General features: G+C 26.9%; 22 protein-coding genes. 10 read left to right on the forward strand and 12 right to left on the reverse strand.

The genetic code is table 11. From position 1 onward, the window contains the following. The 6 genes from DB318_RS04410 to DB318_RS04435 all read left to right on the forward strand — a co-directional run. Nucleotides 1-577 (forward strand): complement regulator-acquiring protein (locus DB318_RS04410; RefSeq protein WP_151074366.1); only part of this gene is annotated, 577 nt, incomplete at its 5' end. A gap of 239 nt (nucleotides 578-816) precedes the next feature. Further along, nucleotides 817-1,536 (forward strand): complement regulator-acquiring protein, encoded by a 720-nt coding sequence (locus tag DB318_RS04415; RefSeq protein WP_151074367.1) that lies wholly within the window; start codon nucleotides 817-819, stop codon nucleotides 1,534-1,536. A gap of 80 nt (nucleotides 1,537-1,616) precedes the next feature. Beyond that, nucleotides 1,617-2,339 carry a complement regulator-acquiring protein gene (locus tag DB318_RS04420; RefSeq protein WP_151060705.1) on the forward strand — a complete coding sequence of 241 codons (723 nt, stop codon included), beginning with the start codon at nucleotides 1,617-1,619 and terminating at the stop codon, nucleotides 2,337-2,339. Between the two features lie 147 nt (nucleotides 2,340-2,486). Further along, nucleotides 2,487-3,743 carry a complement regulator-acquiring protein gene (locus tag DB318_RS04425; protein WP_151060706.1) on the forward strand — a complete coding sequence of 419 codons (1,257 nt, stop codon included), beginning with the start codon at nucleotides 2,487-2,489 and terminating at the stop codon, nucleotides 3,741-3,743. Nucleotides 3,744-3,912: 169 nt separating this feature from the next. Continuing rightward, on the forward strand, nucleotides 3,913-4,761 hold the full coding sequence (locus DB318_RS04430) for a complement regulator-acquiring protein (RefSeq protein WP_151060707.1): 849 nt from the start codon (nucleotides 3,913-3,915) through the stop codon (nucleotides 4,759-4,761). 167 nt (nucleotides 4,762-4,928) lie between these two features. Continuing rightward, a complete protein-coding gene (locus DB318_RS04435) occupies nucleotides 4,929-5,849 on the forward strand; it encodes a complement regulator-acquiring protein (RefSeq protein WP_151074368.1) in 921 nt (306 codons plus the stop codon). 104 nt (nucleotides 5,850-5,953) lie between these two features. On the opposite strand, the gene DB318_RS04440 is transcribed toward DB318_RS04435, so the two are convergent. After that, entirely contained in the window at nucleotides 5,954-6,151 is a 198-nt protein-coding gene (locus tag DB318_RS04440; protein ID WP_151060709.1) for an Lp6.6 family lipoprotein, read from the reverse strand. A 249-nt stretch (nucleotides 6,152-6,400) separates the two neighbouring features. On the opposite strand from DB318_RS04440, the gene DB318_RS04445 reads away from it, so the two are divergent. The 4 genes from DB318_RS04445 (at nucleotide 6,401) to DB318_RS04460 (ending at nucleotide 10,206) form a co-directional block, all read left to right on the forward strand. Next, nucleotides 6,401-7,021, forward strand: a complete 621-nt coding sequence (locus DB318_RS04445; RefSeq protein WP_151060710.1) for a hypothetical protein — start codon at nucleotides 6,401-6,403, stop codon at nucleotides 7,019-7,021. A gap of 353 nt (nucleotides 7,022-7,374) precedes the next feature. Further along, nucleotides 7,375-8,190: a hypothetical protein gene (locus DB318_RS04450; RefSeq protein ID WP_151074369.1), complete on the forward strand. Its 816-nt coding sequence runs from the start codon at nucleotides 7,375-7,377 to the stop codon at nucleotides 8,188-8,190. A 97-nt stretch (nucleotides 8,191-8,287) separates the two neighbouring features. Beyond that, nucleotides 8,288-8,515 (forward strand): hypothetical protein, encoded by a 228-nt coding sequence (locus DB318_RS04455; protein WP_151060712.1) that lies wholly within the window; start codon nucleotides 8,288-8,290, stop codon nucleotides 8,513-8,515. Between the two features lie 491 nt (nucleotides 8,516-9,006). Continuing rightward, on the forward strand, nucleotides 9,007-10,206 hold the full coding sequence (locus tag DB318_RS04460) for a hypothetical protein (protein WP_151060713.1): 1,200 nt from the start codon (nucleotides 9,007-9,009) through the stop codon (nucleotides 10,204-10,206). A 61-nt stretch (nucleotides 10,207-10,267) separates the two neighbouring features. On the opposite strand, the gene DB318_RS04465 is transcribed toward DB318_RS04460, so the two are convergent. From DB318_RS04465 to DB318_RS04515, 11 genes are all read right to left on the reverse strand, one after another. Continuing rightward, on the reverse strand, nucleotides 10,268-10,834 hold the full coding sequence (locus tag DB318_RS04465) for a DUF777 family protein (protein ID WP_151073825.1): 567 nt from the start codon (nucleotides 10,832-10,834) through the stop codon (nucleotides 10,268-10,270). Beyond that, a complete protein-coding gene (locus DB318_RS04470) occupies nucleotides 10,824-11,762 on the reverse strand; it encodes a DUF693 family protein (RefSeq protein ID WP_151060715.1) in 939 nt (312 codons plus the stop codon). The genes DB318_RS04465 and DB318_RS04470 overlap by 11 nt, the downstream gene beginning before the upstream one ends. An 86-nt stretch (nucleotides 11,763-11,848) precedes the next feature. Continuing rightward, nucleotides 11,849-12,115 (reverse strand): hypothetical protein, encoded by a 267-nt coding sequence (locus DB318_RS04475; protein WP_172964384.1) that lies wholly within the window; start codon nucleotides 12,113-12,115, stop codon nucleotides 11,849-11,851. 13 nt (nucleotides 12,116-12,128) lie between these two features. After that, entirely contained in the window at nucleotides 12,129-12,428 is a 300-nt protein-coding gene (locus DB318_RS04480; RefSeq protein WP_151060717.1) for a hypothetical protein, read from the reverse strand. A 93-nt stretch (nucleotides 12,429-12,521) separates the two neighbouring features. Further along, complete coding sequence (locus DB318_RS04485; RefSeq protein WP_151060718.1) at nucleotides 12,522-13,355, reverse strand: hypothetical protein; 834 nt, start codon at nucleotides 13,353-13,355, stop codon at nucleotides 12,522-12,524. Between the two features lie 39 nt (nucleotides 13,356-13,394). Further along, nucleotides 13,395-13,958, reverse strand: a complete 564-nt coding sequence (locus DB318_RS04490; RefSeq protein WP_151060719.1) for a DUF792 family protein — start codon at nucleotides 13,956-13,958, stop codon at nucleotides 13,395-13,397. A gap of 20 nt (nucleotides 13,959-13,978) precedes the next feature. Then, nucleotides 13,979-15,385, reverse strand: a complete 1,407-nt coding sequence (locus tag DB318_RS04495; protein ID WP_151074370.1) for a hypothetical protein — start codon at nucleotides 15,383-15,385, stop codon at nucleotides 13,979-13,981. Nucleotides 15,386-15,393: 8 nt separating this feature from the next. Next, the gene (locus DB318_RS04500) at nucleotides 15,394-15,612 is read right to left on the reverse strand and encodes a DUF1322 family protein (protein WP_151060721.1); all 219 of its coding nucleotides are present in this window, start codon (nucleotides 15,610-15,612) and stop codon (nucleotides 15,394-15,396) included. Then, the gene (locus DB318_RS04505; RefSeq protein WP_151060722.1) at nucleotides 15,605-16,096 is read right to left on the reverse strand and encodes a DUF1473 family protein; all 492 of its coding nucleotides are present in this window, start codon (nucleotides 16,094-16,096) and stop codon (nucleotides 15,605-15,607) included. The genes DB318_RS04500 and DB318_RS04505 overlap by 8 nt, the downstream gene beginning before the upstream one ends. Before the next feature lie 41 nt (nucleotides 16,097-16,137). Beyond that, a complete protein-coding gene (locus tag DB318_RS04510; RefSeq protein WP_151060723.1) occupies nucleotides 16,138-16,560 on the reverse strand; it encodes a DUF1463 family protein in 423 nt (140 codons plus the stop codon). Next, nucleotides 16,560-17,630: a DUF787 family protein gene (locus DB318_RS04515; RefSeq protein WP_151060724.1), complete on the reverse strand. Its 1,071-nt coding sequence runs from the start codon at nucleotides 17,628-17,630 to the stop codon at nucleotides 16,560-16,562. The genes DB318_RS04510 and DB318_RS04515 overlap by 1 nt, the downstream gene beginning before the upstream one ends. Between the last annotated feature and the right edge of the window lie 25 nt (nucleotides 17,631-17,655).

Below are 17,655 nucleotides of genomic sequence, written 5' to 3' on the forward strand. Positions count from 1 at the left end.
TTTAGAAACAGATAATATAGAAGATATAAACTTAAAATTAGAAACAATTCCTAAGAAAATAGAAGAAGAAAAAGAAAAAGAAGATACAGAAATAGCTAAAATTGCTGATGCGGGATTTGATTTTATAGATTCTTCTCTAGTTGAGCCTTTTGAAACTCTTGAAGAAGAGGAGCAAATGAGATTGAAAAGAATATTTTACTCATCTTTAAATTACGAAACAGACAAAATAAATACATTAAAAGAAATTACTGGAAAAATTACAAAAAATCTTAAAACCAGGGAGACAGTTATAAAATTTTTCTTTCTGACAGCACGGAGGATTCAATGGCTTATAGAAGATATAAAATCATTACAAGCCACATTAAAAAAAGATGAATTACACTCTCCAAACAAAGAGCTAGCCGCAAGGCTACTAATACAATTAGAAAGTAGATTAAAGGCAAAACAAAAATATAAGAAAATTTTAAATAACACTATTAGGGCTTACAATCAAGACTTAGGCGGCATTAAAACCAGTAAGGAAAAACTATTAAAACACATAAATAAAAATTATAATAAAGAACTTGATTTTATGTAGATCACCTATTAATAAAACAAAAAAAAATTAATACGTTGCACTTAATGTTTTTCAAAAGAGAAGAATTAACTTCTCTTTTTTTTTTATGCACTTAATTTAAATTCAAGCCAAAAACAATAATGTCTTTTTATTTTTATAAAAGTTTAAATTTAAACTTTAAATAATTTGATATACATTTGTAATATGTACTAAGAATTATTTTGTATTACATTATTACATTTTTATAAAAGGAGAATATTTTGAAAAAAAATGATTTAATATTAACTAATATTGTCATTGCAACATTTCTTTTGTGTTCTTGTAGTTTGTTTCAAGGACCAATAACACAAAGAATATCAACACAAATAAAAAGATTTAAAGAAGAAGTAGAACAATACAAGGACCAAACTGAAGACTCTGATCAGTTTGGAATGAAATATTCGGTCTTTAATACAGATACAACTGTCCTTAAGCTTTCAAAGCTCAGCTCAGACTCAAAAAAAGAGGAAAGGTTACTATTTTACTCTTCTTTGAATTACAATAAAGAAAGAATTGTAAGCTTCGGGAAAATACTCACACAACTTTACAAACAACAAGAACACCATAAACTAATTGAAGAAGTTGTCAAAGTGGGATATTCCAACATTCAAAAAAGCCTTGAAGAGATAATTTTAAAAATATCTGATGACAAAGATGAATTAAAAAAACTAGGCAAAGAAAACTTAAAAACTCTTGAGACTGCAATAAAAGAACTTTTTGAAATAAAACAAAATTGGATCGAAAAGGTAGATGAGATTATTCTCTACTACAACGAAAATTTAAAAAAAATTAAAGAAGATGTTGAAAGTCTAGCAGAACACATTAGATGTAAAATTAACCCGGAAAAATATGACACAACAGATGCAATTGCAAAAATAAAAGAAATATTAAATCCTAATTATAATTTACCAAACTTAACAATACCTGGGAGTCAAAATTGAATATGCTAAGACTTAAGCATTTTGATTTTATATACATTTAAAATCAAACAATCTAATACATTTTTTAAAAGGAGAATACTTTGGAAAAGTACAAAATAAAGTTTATTAAACTAGCAACAACATTACTTTTGTGTTCATGTAATTTATTTGACTCAAATCAAAAAATTGCCGAGAAAATAGAAAAAATAATAAAACCTGTAGTAGAAAAAATAGAAAGCGACAAAAACGAAAATGAATTAGGCCTTGGCGAAATAGAAAGTATTTTTATTCTTGTTAGAGGAAAAGATGAATTCTCTAAAGAGTACAAAAGACAATTTTATTCATCTCTTGAGTACAATAAAACAAGAATTAAAAACATATTAGAAATTTTATATAGAGCTTTAACATTAGAAAATGTTAGTAGAGTAGCTTTTAAACTGGAAAACGATTCAACACGATGGTTTGAACTTTTAAAGTTAATTGGGTTAATAATCGACAGGGGGTCAATTTTTATTCAAAATCCACTAGAAATTGCTATTCTTGACATATATAAAAGAAAAGACGATCTTATTAATTTTCATAACAAAGAAAAATTAAAAGAGATTAAAGATAAAATAAACAAAATTCTGAGCATAAAGCAACAATGGATTAAAAATATAGACAAAATTATTATTACTTACAATGATAATGTAAAACTTCAAGGCAATTTTCAAAAATTAGAAGCTTATCTGAAAACAACCTATGAAAATACATTAAAGCCGGACTCAAATGAAATTTACGATTTAATGATAGAAATTGGAAGGGATTTGCAAGAAAACTTATAAGTAGGCTTCAAAAAAAGAGCAAAAGATTTTTGCTCTTTTTTTTTATTTATATGTATTAATTATTTCTTAATTTGAACTATCTTTTTATTAATTAGTAATTAATTTTAATTATTAAAATTTATTAAAAAGAAATAAAGGAATAATATCTTGAAAATTAAACCATTAATAAATCTAAAATGCATAACCTTGTTTTTATTCTCTTGCACGGTTGAGGCCAACCTAGACGAAGATTATAAAAATAAAGTGGCAGAACTTCTAAATAGCACAACAAATGATCAAGCAGAACTAAGTATTAACACAAATTCAAATGCTGCTAAAAATCAAACAAACACCAATAAAGTGGCAAATTCAGCGGGCGTGCAAAAACAAGCACAATCAATAAAAAATAAAGGATTGCAAAACCTCTCGCAACAAAAAGTTGATCTAGCTAATCTAGCTAATCTGCCTAAATCAAAAAATCCGGTTGCTCCGGTTAATACGGCTACATCAAATAAAAACACACAAGTAAAAGTAGTAACGCCGCCAAAACAAATAGCATCTACACGAACGGTGAAACCTGTGTCTAGAAAGACAACAAAAACTCATGGCAAAAGAATTAATATTCCCCGAAAACATGCCCTTTATTCTGGAGATAGTCAACCAATAAGCCAGACAAGCTTTAGCGACTTACAAAGCAACAATTTTTCTGCAAATTACAGACAAGCTCAACCAAGCGCTGTCCAAGCATTTTCCGGTGATACTAGATTTCAAACGATAAAAAATGACTTTCTTGTAAGAATTTCTGAGGAAAAAAACAAAATACACAACAACGGATTTAGAGAAACTTACGATCAGTTTAAAATGAAAGATTCTGCATTTACTCTATTAGATGTTATTTCAAATGCTCAAGTTTTTGATCGAAGTTACGCACCAAAACTTAGCTCTTACGCACCAGAAGCAGAAAATAATAGAAATAAATTCTATGCGATGATGGATTTTGATCAATCTAAAATCACACAATTTGGATCAATGATGGAAATCCTTTTCCAGGAGGATAAAAATCACGACCTAATCAGATCATTAATAAGATCAGGGCTTGGAATACAAATATCTTTAGACTTCGCAATAGAAGAAATAGAGAAAAAAACTGAAACCTTTTTCCAAGAATATTTAAGAAGTAGAACTAATGGCTTTGATTTTAGCAATAAGATTCAAGATCTTGAATCAAAACTAAATTCAATACTAAATAAAAAAACCGAATGGTCTAGACAAGTTGACACCCTTATTAGCAATGTGCAACATAATTCAAACCTAAAAGATCCTCAATCTTTAGCGCAATATATTGAGGCTAAATATTTAGATAAAATGAAAGATATTCGTCGGTTTGTTCTTAACACATACATTGACATAACAAATTTCAAATAGTTTATTTAAAATAAGAAAACAAACTATTTTACAAAAATTTTAAAAAAAGAAAAGGTCTAACCTTTTCTTTTTTTTATTGTTCAATTTAAAATTTGAACTAAATTTAAATAATTAAGTATTATTTTTAAATAATTAAAATTACTTAAAATTTTTATTAAAGGATTAAATTTTGAATGCGGAAAAATTATCAATATTTATAACATTGGCAATAATAACATTTTTCTCTTGTAAGCTACACTATGAAGATAATCAGAGCAAATTAGCAAGTTTTACAGAAACAACATACGATGAATTAAATTCTCAGCAAACTATAAAAAAACAAGAACATCAAAGATCAACAAAAGACTCAAAAACCCCAAAAGAGCAAAAAGACATAGTTTGCAAGCTTTTTGAAATCCTAAAAAGAGAAATGACAATAATAAAAAAAGACAAACTTCAAAAAGAAATACCTAGTCAATTTGGACTAAAAAATAGCATGTTTGAAATAATCAATGTTTACAAAACAAACCTTCAAACTGGAGCAAAACTCAGAGAAAAAATGAACTCAAGCTTAATAGACGCTCAAAGAATGAGAAGGCAATTTTATTCATCATTAAGCTACAACACTACTGACATTTTTAATTTATCAGAGATTGTAAACAAGCTTTACAAGAACCCAAAAACCCATGAAACAATAAAAAAAATGTTGGGGGGCATGCAAATTCAACAAAGATTTGAAGTTGCGCTTGAAGATTTAGCAATTAACATGAAGAGATTAAAAGAAAATACTTTTAATAAAAAAACTTTAGAAGAAATTTACACAACAATTGTTGATTTACTCAAAATAAAAAAAGAATGGCTAAATACAATAGAAAGATTAATTGTAAGTTCAAACGCTACTTTAGAGCTGCAAAACAATATAGAAAAGCTTAATGACCATATCCAAAAGACATACAAAGATAAGATGGTTTCTCTTTGCTTTAAGTCTGAACAAGCATTAACTTACTTAGACACATTATTTAAACTCAATAATAATTAAAAAATTTATATAAAAATAAAACCTTAAACCTAAAGGGGGGCTTTTGCTCTCTTTTTTTTTGAATTTTATTTTGTACAATAATAATTTTGAATTAAAGTTATTAATTAGGTAATTAAAATTTTTAATTAAAAATTAATTACTTAAAATTTTTATTGAAGGATACTATTTTGAAAAATAATAAATTATTTGCAATATTTTTATTGCATATATTAAGTGCGCTAATTTTGCTTTCTTGCTCGCTAGAAGTTACCAATGACGATGATGAAAAAGAAAAAAATGAAAAAGCAAATATAAAAATAACTAAAAAAGAAAATAAATCATCAAAGATTAAAAAAATGTCTAAAAGCAGTAAACATAAAAACTCAAAAGCGGACAATCTGCCTGTTGGGGGTCCTGTTGCTGTTAGTAAGTTAAAAAATCAACATAATGCTAATAATTCAAAGCAAATAATAGATCCTGAGGTTCAAGAGTTAATAAGAAAAATATTAGAAAGAGCTGCAGATATTAATCAAATAATCGACTTTGATTCTAACAGGAACGAACCTGATGACCAATTTGGAATGAAAAAAGACGTATTTAGTAAAATATTTTTCAGTTCAAATGCAACAGTAACTCTTGATAAAAACGAATATCTAGCTGAAAGAAGAATGATTTACACATCTTTAAAGTTCCAAAAAGCCGCAATTTCTGGTATTGGAAAAATTTTATCAAAACTCAGCCAAGATTCAAACTACCTAGGCTTAGCTAAAGAAATACTTATAAACAGAGGCTTTAGCATCCAATTAGCAATAGAAAAAACCAACTTTAAAATATGGGATGTAAAAGACAAGATACAACAACTAAACAAATCTAACTTGAAAGCACTCTACTATGATTTTAACAAACTTATACAAGTTAAAGAAAATTGGATAAAAGATGTAGATGACATGATTACTGAATACAATAATAATCCTGAACTAAAAACTAACATTGCAAGATTAAATGACTACTTAAATTCAAAAAATCCAAAAGCCCTATTAATAGATATGCGTAGTGTAATTTTAAATTTAAAAAATAAAATCACCAATATTCTTGCCCCAATTCAGTAATATTGGTTTGATATCCACAAAGAAAAAGGCCTTATTGGTCTTTTTCTTTTTTTTTTAAATAAATTGCTAGAATTGAATTCTTGATTAATTAAAGGTAAAGCTTATTACTTTTTAATTGACTTCATAGGTTGTTTAGTTGATTTCATAGGTTGTTTAGTTGATTTCATAGACTTGTCTGACATTGGAGTTGTAACTTTTGAATCCTCATCAATAACATTTTCCATCTCATCTGAGATTGTTGTAGTTTCGCAAGCAACAAATAATATTGCACTCAAAAACATAGCATACATTAATTTTGTCATTATTTAATTCTCCTTATTTAAAAATTTATATCATATTAAAATATAATTTTAAAATAATCAATATTAATTAGTTTTTTATTTTAAATAAAAAATATTCTAAAACGATTTAGAAACTATTGATAAAATATGTATAAAATGATATTCTATGTAAATAAATTTGGACTGAGGAATAATTAAATTACTATATGCAAACAACTTTGAGTATCTTAAAAAAGAATTTAAGCTATTTAAATATTACAAGAGATAAATATGAATGCGATTAAAAATCTAATTTACAAAAGTGAATATACAAAGCCTTTAAACCCTATTTTTTGTACACAATTTTACATTAGAACTTATAACATAGATTCAAATGCAACAATTGAAATAAAATCAGAAGCACAATATTTAGACCAATACGACAAAATTACACTAACAAAAGGTAAGCTAAAATCAATAAGCATATTGGCTCACAAAAATAGTATGGATAAAAGGGGTTTAAAAAACCTACTTAAATTAAAAACCCATAAAGATTTTATTTATTTATATGAAAATAATTACATAAGATGTTGTTTAAATTTTGAAGATAAATATAAAAGGGAAATCAATTTAATGCCTTTGTTTCATTACCACAGTCTATTAAGCATAAACAAAGCAATCCTAAACAAAGATAAATCCGGTGATTTGCAATTTGGAAGCTCATTTTACGTGTCAACCAACTACAGTTGGAAGTATCTAAGCTTTAGTAAATTTCAAAAAAGCTTAAACAAAGTTAAACTTATTTACTCTCCTTATTCTAATAAAAAATATTACATTAAAATCAGCCAAAACATTTACAATACGCTAAAAATACTAACCAATGCTTTAAAATTAAAAGAATTCATAAAATAGTTTTAAAAAACTAAATTTATCAAACACTTCCCACACACGTTTCAAAGAGGCTCTCTACTGCGAGTCCTCTTTGTATAAATTTAAATAAACATAAAAATTCATCTTCTAAAATATGAACTATACTTTAAAAATATTTATAATTCTATTATCAAAACAGTAGCGTATTAAGAAATAAAAATATACTACTTTTTAACTACCTCCAAAGAAGTTCTTTTATTTTATTAGAGAACTTCTTTTTATAAAGATCAATACCTAATCTTTTTTTAAAAAATTAATCTAATAAAACTTAAAAATTGCTTATTAATAATTTGTTAATATTGTATAATAAATATATAAAGGATAAGGAGCAATAAATGGGTAAAAAGGTTATTTTAATATTACTAGGAATTTTAATCTTATCCTGCAGTCTGTTTACACATGAAAAAGAAAAAACTATAAAACAACAAATTATAGAAGACATAGCCAAAAAAACTATAAAACAACAAATTGTAGAAGACATAGCCAAAAAAACACCAATCTCTGAAGTATCAATTCAAAAAGTAGAAATAAGACAATCAAATCAAAACCCAACAAGCATTGAAGATTACTACAAACAAAATTATCCAATTCAAACATTCACTATTAATTTTAGCATCAACAGAGAAAATGAATTCCAACAAGAAGAAGATAAAATCTTGTCTACAAAAGGAGAAGTAGAGTCTTTGAGCATCTTAATAAATAAAAAATTGCTAGACTCAAAAAACTTAGTACCGCCAACTTTTAAAAAACTTAAAGAGATAAAAAATATTGAAAATCTTTTCCAAAATCAAGAACTATTTTTTGTTTTGAACCTTAAAAACAAAAATAATAACAATGTTATTAACATTATGCTCAATCCTCCAAACGACATCTTTAAACCTAAAGATTATGTTTTACTAGGCATTAAAGATATAATTAAAAAAGGTATAAGTCAGGAGTACTTAAATCCTATTTATAGATTTCAAATAAAAAATAAAAAAGATTACCATTCAATAGATTACAACAAAGTGTCCATTACCGAAAAAAGCATAGAATTAGACCTGCTGCCTCACAATCAAATCTTTAAAATGAATAAAAATTTTATTAAACTCTTAGAAATAATAACAAACATAAACGGTCTAAAATCAATAATTCAAAAAGAATATATCTGAGATATATTAAGCTTGTAATTATATATCATTTAATTGATTAATTAAATTAAATGATATATAATTAAAATTAAATTGCCCAGGTTAAAGGAATGATTAAATGGTTAAAAAATTAATACTTATTTCGTTTTTAGTATTTATAACATCTTGTAGCGCAATTGGTCGCGGGGTTTTAATAGATTCTCTTCTTAAGAATGCGGTAAAAGGCTTACAAAAAGAAGAAAAAGAAGAAAAAAATAAAAATTCACACCCAAACTCCAAAGTCAAAGAAAAAGTTAATAACGATCATGAAGAAAACGAAGATGATGATGATGAAGAGTTTGATTAGGGGCAGTAAAATCTTTTTAATATCTTGTATTGAAAAGATTTTACTAGATTAATATTTAAAATATTAAACTTACATTTAAATATATTAATATATTCAAAGGAACATCGAATATCACCCGATGTTCTCCTTTATTACTAAATCTGAAAATTTTAAAGGATGCTGTACACTTAGTACAAAGCAAATATTTTGCATCAATATAAAAAAAAAGAAGAATGGTGCTGGAACTTTTAGAAAAGTTACTTAAAACAGCCCCACTACTTCGACACCATATTATAAATAAACCAAAGGCAAAACACTAAAAGTATTAAATTGCTATTTCTGTAAGATAGTAAAAATAAAAAATTTAAAAACAATTAATGCAAAATTTATGATACCCCCTTAAATCCCCTATTAAGGGGATTTTTTAAATTTTAAAATTAAAATTTAAATCAAAATCGAGTAAAATGTAGTATAATGTTGGGATATTCTTGTTTTAAAAGGAGCTTAAAGCTTTGAAAGACAAGCTTAAAGAAATTTTAAACAAATTTTCAATACTTGCATTGTTACTGATTATTAGCTGTAATGCTAATATGAATACTAATGAGAAAAACAAATCCTTAAACGAACAGAAATTACAAAATATTTCAGAAGTTATTAAAAATAGCTTACAAATTGAATTGGATTTTCAAAAAGAATTAGATTCAAACACAAATCAAAATACACCTCCTATTTTAGAAATTGAAAAAATTGAGCCTGAGAAACAAGAATCTTCTTTAAAATCTGAATCTGAAAGCTTAATACCACCAGAATTACTAAAAGAAGCAAATATGGCCAAATCAGAAGAAGAAATTGCAAAAATACAAGAAAAATTATTATTAATTGGCGCTTCTTTAGATGAACCTGCAGAAGGAGAATTAGGCTCAAATATGCAAAAATTTTTAAATCCAGCTACAATAGAATTCAAAATTTCAAGCACCTCCGATGAAAAAGCAACACTCAATCCGATTGAAAAAGAGATTAATGCTAATTACAAAGAAGAAATTTTTGATCAAAAAGAAGAAAACAACACTTTAAAAGCAAATGAAAAAAACACCCCTCAAAATCAATTTCAAAATCAAAACACACATTTGGGTAAAGATGAAAACTTTATAACAAAAGAATACGCAGAAAAAGTTAGAAAATCTCTAGATGAAGCACTAAATGCAATAAAAAGCTTAGAAAAATCTCAAGATCTTTTGGATTTTGAGATTGAGATTGAGAATTTAGCAGCAGCAAACAGCTCAATTGCTAATATCATTAATACTGAGAACATGGAAAAAATAAAAAACAGACTACTTAAAGAGCTGGAAAAAAGTGAGCTTATTTTTGAAGACACTAAAGATCCCTTAGGAACAAGCTCCATAAAGCAAATAATAGATGCCGCTAATAAATGGCAAGAAAAAGAAAACTTAAGTCAAATAAACTGGAACTTAGGATCAAGGTTTCATCCAAATCTAAAGCTTTACAACGAATCAGTGGCTCGGGAATATAAAGTTTTAGCTGAAAAATTTATCAAAGTAAAAAATGAATACAAAAACACAAAAGAACAACTAGAACAACTAAAAGTTCAATCCCAATTAACAACTAACAATATCAGTAAAATAATTGACGCAACAATAGAGTTTACAAACCAAGTAAGAAATTTAATCTTATTGGTAGAAAATAATCATTAGACCTGTTAACAAGCTTATGCCAAACTACTAAGAAGTTGTGAATTGGTAATTTTGCATCTCCTCAAGCAAGAGGACCCGTTTTCCCAGTTGTAGTTGTTGGAACACCGCTACTATTAACATACATTATGGTGCCGGAACTGTGCATATGATTTTCGAATTTAGTTCCATTAATTTTTAAATTACCTTTAATTTCAATATTATCTACATTAATAATCAATTTTTTCCCTTTGAAGTTTATATTTTCACTTTGTGTGTTAAGCTCTTGTAAACTCATTTTAAGCTCATTAAACTTAATACCAATTTTTTTAGGATTAAGAACACTTAAAATGTAATAATAATTTTTGTCAAAATGATTATTATCACTTTCTTGAAAAATATTAAAATTACTTTGAAGTAAAACTACTTCATCTTCTTCTTCTAAATCAAGATTAAAGTTAGATATATTCCTGGTACTAATCTTTAATCCTTTGTACTCTTTAATAGTAACAACCCCTGTTTGAGTTTCATAATCAAAACTTTCAATAACACCTATTCTGCAAATAAAAACATTCTCAAAAAAATACTGCTTAAAAGCACTAACAGAAGAACTCTTTAAACTGCCTGATCCACAAAAATCATTATGATTCATAATACATTCCTTTTTTATCCTCAGAGTAAAGCTCAAGGTTTAAAACACACTCTCTAGTACTACTTAGTCTAGCACTAGTATTTTTAACCTTACAATAAATATTATTCCCATGCCTGTCTTTAAAACTTAGATTATCTCCAATCTTAATATTGTGAGTAAACATCACTTGCGCTTGATACAAACTTAAACCAACATTTTCAGCACCCAAAGCATCTTTTTGAGGTACAAATAAAAGCCCATAATCTTCAAGTCTTTTGCACTCACCAGAAATAAATTGTCCAAAATTAGTAAAAATAAATTTAGAATCAACATCTTGCCCAAGATTTCCAATATCAACAACAACAAAATCAACGTATCCTTGTCGCCTTAAGTATTCTATTAATCCTTTTGGTGAGTTGCAAGCAAAGCTCTTGCTAATAACTCTTGTTTTTTCAAGCTCATTCATACAAAAGATTGCTTTGTCCTTAAACACATAATTTATTGCATCAGCAACAGTACTTCCTTTAAAATTTTTATACTCAAACTTTCTCTGTAAAAAGGTAGCCTTAGACAAAAGATAAAGTTCACACTCAAAACTAAAATTCTCAAAGCTACCAATTTTTTCAACAGGCGCTCCCAAATATCCAGCCATAATAAATTGATAATCTTGTTGATTAGTAAACTTCTTATAATAAATTTTTACAATATCTGAAGTCTTAAAATAAGAAAAATTTAAAGGCACATTGAAAATTTGAAGTTTAGTTTTTTTCCCAATTATTAAATCATTCTCAGAATATGTATTTTGAATAACAATATTTAAATCAGGAGCGCCATTTTGAGTTACAATAACAACTCTGGGCTTCAAGTCCGCAAGTCTCCCGCCAATGCTGTTCTTAGAATCGACTGCATTGTAAAATTCAATCTTAAAATCGTATTGAAATATTAACATCCTTTTTAAATAAAACTCCTTTTTAAATTAACAAACTAATTAAAAAACTAATTAAAAAATCAACATTATCAGTAAAATTTAATCTTTTAATCTTGATTTGATTTATAAATCACTATTACTACAACTTCTACCCCTGTGAATAAGATTTTATGATTAATGTCTAAAACATTTTCTGAGCCTATTTTTTGAATAAAAAGCCTTATATCTTTTTCTAATTCTTCAAAAGATCTCTGCTGATTAAGATTAAGATTAAAAATTTTAATCTTAACAATTTCATCATTTCCAACAGTATAAGAATGTAAATTAAAAGCTAAATAAAAAAATAAAATAAAAATTAAAAAAACTTTTCTCACAAGTCCTACCAAATTAACTTAAACTAAAAACCTTACTAACTTTAAGCTTTTTAGCTTTATAAATTACCATTACAGAAATACCATTAAAAGTTATATTATGCTCAATGCCTAAAATATTCTCAGACCCTATTTTATTAATTGCATTTTGTATTAAACTCTCAACAGACGAAACAGAATGATCATTGGTTAAATCGCCAACAAACTTTACTTCTTCGTATAAAAACTTGACTGCAATCTCTTCATCATCTTGGAGATTGTAAGAATATAAATTAAAACTTAAAACAAAAAAAGAAATTAAAATTAATTGTCTCATAAATATTCTCCAAATAAAAATTATTTTAGCTTTAAAAGCTTTATAAATCAAATAAAAATATTCTAATTAAAAAAATTAGCTAAAAGTATCTTCTTATAAATCAAAAAGCTCATCTTCGCCTTGAACCGCCTCAGCATACCCATCATACTCACTCTCATAATCGTCTGCATACTCACTCTCATAATCGTCTGCATACTCACTCTCATAATCGTCTGAGTAATTGTCTTTATTATTTAGATCTTGATCTAGCTCATCTAAAGACTCGCCATCTGCCCGGTTAAAATTATAGCTATTTAAGGCTCGTTTCTTGCTGCATTCTTTTACACCATCTTTTAACCCATTTGATCTTTTTGAAGCTTTGGGGTTTGAAAACTTTGATCTAAGATTGCTGTTAGTTCTACCCTTTGAAGGCTTTAAACTGCTTCGATTAGCATCTATTCTTTTTTCAACAACATCCTCACGGGATTTTAAATCCCTAAGTCTAGACTGAAAATAGTTTTCTAGAAAAAGAATTTTTTTAATATTTCTCTCTACAATAAGTTTTGTATATTCTGGATTTTCAATAAACCTTTTATTTTTATAATTTCTTGTTAAAGATTTATACTTTTTAAAGATCTTAAGTAACGGCAATTCCACCTCGTTTTGGAATTTACTCCTAGTAAGTCTTTTTTTTATTATTTTTTGCAAACTCTCAGAATAAACATTTAACTTGTTAAACTTAGAAAGTATTTCTTGACTTTTAATGCTACCAGCTTTATCTTGAGATTTGGTTAAAACTCCATTATCAATATCATGCATTAATACATAAGCTAAATCTATGTCTTTTTTAAAATTCCATTTTTTAAAATCAAATGGCCTTGCAACACTTGCATATACTGTTGAAACAATAAATAAAAAAAATATCAAAATAAGCTTAAATTGTCTCATTAATATTCTCCCAATACTAAGTTGTGTTTATTTAATATTTTAACCTTTATAAGTTAAAATATTAAATGTTTTGCAAATTTTTACTTGCAAACTAACTTCCACCTCTTCTAAATAAACTGTGTCTTTAAGTTTCAATGAATTAATGCTTACCACCTCGTGAAATCCTATTGAAGGGCTATACATACTGTAATAAACCCCTAAGTTAAACCTCTGTCTAAATTGCATTTTTATAAAGTTGCTATTAAATTCTAAAGCACTATTCATAAAAGGGGTTTCTTTTAGCGCTCTTAGTAAAGTTTTGTCATAAATAGATGACAAAATTCCTTTATTAATTGTTACAATCTCAGGCCTTGTTGTAATGTTAAAGTTAACATATTCACTTTTTGTATTTGTAAAATCAATTACCGCACGATCTGAGCTTATGCTTGAGAGATTTTCTTCTATTAGATCATGCTTTACAAAAATAAAAAATAGTTGAGGAATGTATCCGAGTCCTTTAAAATCAAGCCTTGGAAAAAGTAAAACAAAATTTGAACTGCTTGCTAAGCTTGAAATTTGATTTACAACATCTTCTATTAACTTAGTAGTTTGCTCTTTAATCACTTAAAACCTCTTTAAATTTGCTAAGGCATTCTAGAATCATCATCAATTCCTCTTGAATTAAATGCTCCGCCATCTCTAATTACATTTGTCATGTACTCAACCAAAGGCAAACTTTCAAATGCCTGTACTAAAAGATTACCAAAATTTGAAAAAGTATTTTTTAAAGGCTCCAATACACTGTTAGTAAAATCGTAACTTTTAGCCCATTGCAAAAGTTCTAAAGTTTTTTCTAAGAGTGGATCTAATTTGGGCTCAAAAACACTATTTATTATTTTATTGCTATTTAAAAACTCAGGCTCAGCTTTTAACTGATCATTTAAAGAACTTGTTGTTGGTCTTTTAAAAGTTAAAAATTTTTCTAAATTATTCTCACTGCTTAGAAAATCGCTTATCAGACTAAAAACTTTTGAATCATTTTTTGCGTAGCCTTCATTTTTCAATTTCTGAGCAAGCTCAACCATAAAAGGAAAATCATTTAAATTTGAATTTTGCGAACTTTTGAGAACATAAAGTTTTTTTAAAAAATCATTTCTTTCAAACTCTGTTTCAAAAGATCTCTGCCTTTTGAGCATTTTATTTACACTTTCTATTTGATTATCTTTTAAAATAAAATTTTCAAGACTTAGCTGGGGAATCTTTTTGTCTTTTAAATTTTGAAATTCCTTTAAAAATAATTTAGAATCATCAAAACCATTATTTAAAAAATCAAACAAAATTGCATCTTTAAAAAGATTTCTAAAAGACACTAAATTTTCCAAAATAAACTGATTATTTTCTTTTTTAAAACCTAATAGTTCTTGAAAATTATCCTTGGCAGGATTGCGCTCAATCTTGTCAAAATTGGAATTTAATTTAAAATCTTTAAATGCTTTATTAGTCTGATCTTTACTAGAATTGCGAATAAAATTTTGTTTAAAAGTATTTTTAATATTTTCAGTTTTAAAATATGAATATTGCCTTTTAGGGTTTAAATCTAATTTATCTGTTTTTAGATCATCTATTTCTGAATTATCTGTTTTTAGATTAAAATAAGAGCCAATATTGTTCTTCAAAGAAGGCAAATGCTTGAATGCTGAACTGTTTTTGTCTTTAAAAGAATCTAAATCTTTTAAAACACCTTCAAGGCTATTTTTCTTAAAATCTAGATTAAAGTAATCCTTAAAAGGATTACTTTTAAAAACATTCGATTTAAAACTTCCTGGTTTTTGAAGATTATCGTTTTTAAGCCTTTTAAGACTTTTTAGTCTTTCAACGCTTAAGGATAAAAAATCCTTACTGCTTTTTAAACTCAAACCAGTCTGTTTAAAAAAATTTTCTTTTTTTAAACTTAAAAGCTCTTTTTTTAAATTACTCTTAGTGGCATTTCTGTCAAGCACGCCTTCTAATGTAATTGTAAATTTATCATCATTATTGTTTTCTTCGTACATAAAAACCTTTAAAGCATACCACTAAAAGACAAAGCCCGTTCGTACATTTCCTTGTTAAGCTTTAAGTTAGCTGCTCGGTTAACCTCTAAAAGCTCTTTGTATCTCATTTTTTTAACATCTTTGTATGTGCATATGCCCATTACAATAGGAAAATAATATTTATTAACTTCTCTTGTCAAATAGTCTATGTATTTAAAATAATTTGTTGCAATCTCTGACTTATTCATTAAAACCTTCTTTTAAGAAAGACTCAAGATTATTGTCTAAAGAATCTTCTTGATCAAAGCCTAAAGGCTTGTTACTTGTAATAATAAAATCATAACTCCACCTTTGATCAATGTAGTCGTACTTAATATAATCGCCGTTTCTATCTTGAAAACTCTCAATGTAAACCAAACCGGGCTGTTTAAACCCTTCTATTGTCTGAAAAAGTGAATACTGAACTGAAAAAAGAATTGTGGGAAGAGCATACTTATAAAGCTCAGAATATCTTCTCTCTTTGTTTAGGATTTCATAAAATTCATCTAAAAACCCTCTTGAGATCATTAATTTGGTTATCTCTTTTAATGTTTGCAGATTGTTAAGTTTGCTAATAAGTTCATCTCGCTCAACATCAAACCCTAAAACATTGTCCCACTCGTACATGGGAATATCTTTTAAAATGTATGTATGTGTTTTAACTTTAGTTAATATTTTTAACTTATATCTCATTTTAAATTCTTATCCTTTAATAAAACATTTTTACTGTTAAATCAACTTGCCTTTTCAACATCACAATTTATTGCATGAATTGTGAACTTAACCGTATCATTATCAGATGAATACTTTCTAGTTGGAATTTCTGCAAAAAATGCACTATTTGAAATAATTTTCAAACCCATTTGATCGTTAAACACTAATCTTTTCAACTTTTTAGTTTTTGGGACATTCTCGTAAAATTGCTCATTGCTTAGCTTTGTTAAGAGCTTGTAATCAAAAGACCCTTTGCTTACTTCTAAATCAAAAATATGAACAACGGTTCTTGGATCTCTAAAGCTTGGAATTGGAAAATTTCTGTCTTCTGTGCTTGCCTTAGCCATTACATTAGGCTCTGTGCTATACTCAACAGTACCTCTTTCTATTAAATTGTCATTAAAACTAAAAAATATTAAATCTAATGAATAATATTCTCTCATTATGATGCTCTCCTTAAATATTCATTTATCTCTTGTGCAGTAATTATTAAATTAACACTATTAAAGCTGTCATTATACTTAAGCGCAACTTCCAAGCTTAAGCTTAAACCTTGAGAAGAGTTAATTTTAAGTCTAATCTCTTTGTAAAAGACAATAAGACCTCTTTCTTTAAGTTCGTGGAAAAAACATTCAAGCCCTGCTGTATATTCGTTTGGCAAATTACCGTCCAAATTTAAAGCACTAAGTTTACTATTGGCTCTACTATTTTTATTCCAAATCCTAATAAGCTCTTTTATTGCTTCATTTCTAATATAATAAAGTGTAAAAGCCTCATCAATCGGATCGCCTGAGAGACTAACACCTTCTTTTAAAGCTAAAATGCCATCATTACCGGTTTCATTTAAAAGAGAATAAAAATTAATATTGGATTTTCTAAGAGAATCAATTAGAGAATCATCATAAATAGGAGTACAATTTAAAATCATCCCATAAGGATTAACAGCATGAAAAATGCTTGCTTGATGTAAATACATTGCTGCAAACTTAAGATGCAAATTTTCATTACCACTGTAAAAAGCAATAATACTTTTAAACTCACTTTTGTCTTTACCTTTTAAAAAATTTGGCAAGTTATTCTCTTTAGTAGAAATTACAATGAAATTGCAAGTTTTTTTAATAGCTTCAAAATCACTACTAATATTTTCTCCTGCTTCATTTACAAAAACTATAAACGGATGTAAATTAGATTTTAAAAAGTCTTTAATCTCTTTAATCTGATTGTAAACATAAAAATCAACAGACTTAAGTCCGTCTTGGCCAAAAAAATCGCCCATTGATTTTTGTAAAGCGCTTAACTGGTCTTCTGCTATTTTCTTATTAGAAAAATCAGACTCCTTACCCTTTTGTATCTCAAGTTTTTTTAAAAGCTCTTCAAAATTTGTAACACTTAATGCTAAGTATTTACTTGCTAAAACACTGCTTTTGTAGATTAAAAGCGGATTGTAATAATTAATGTTATTGGCAACTAGTCTGTTTTGTACCAAACTAACGCTTATTGTATCTTTTGGCATTTATCCTCCTTTTTAATTTCTTTTT

Source organism: [Borrelia] turdi, assembly GCF_008828755.2.
GTDB classification, from domain to species: domain Bacteria; phylum Spirochaetota; class Spirochaetia; order Borreliales; family Borreliaceae; genus Borreliella; species Borreliella turdi.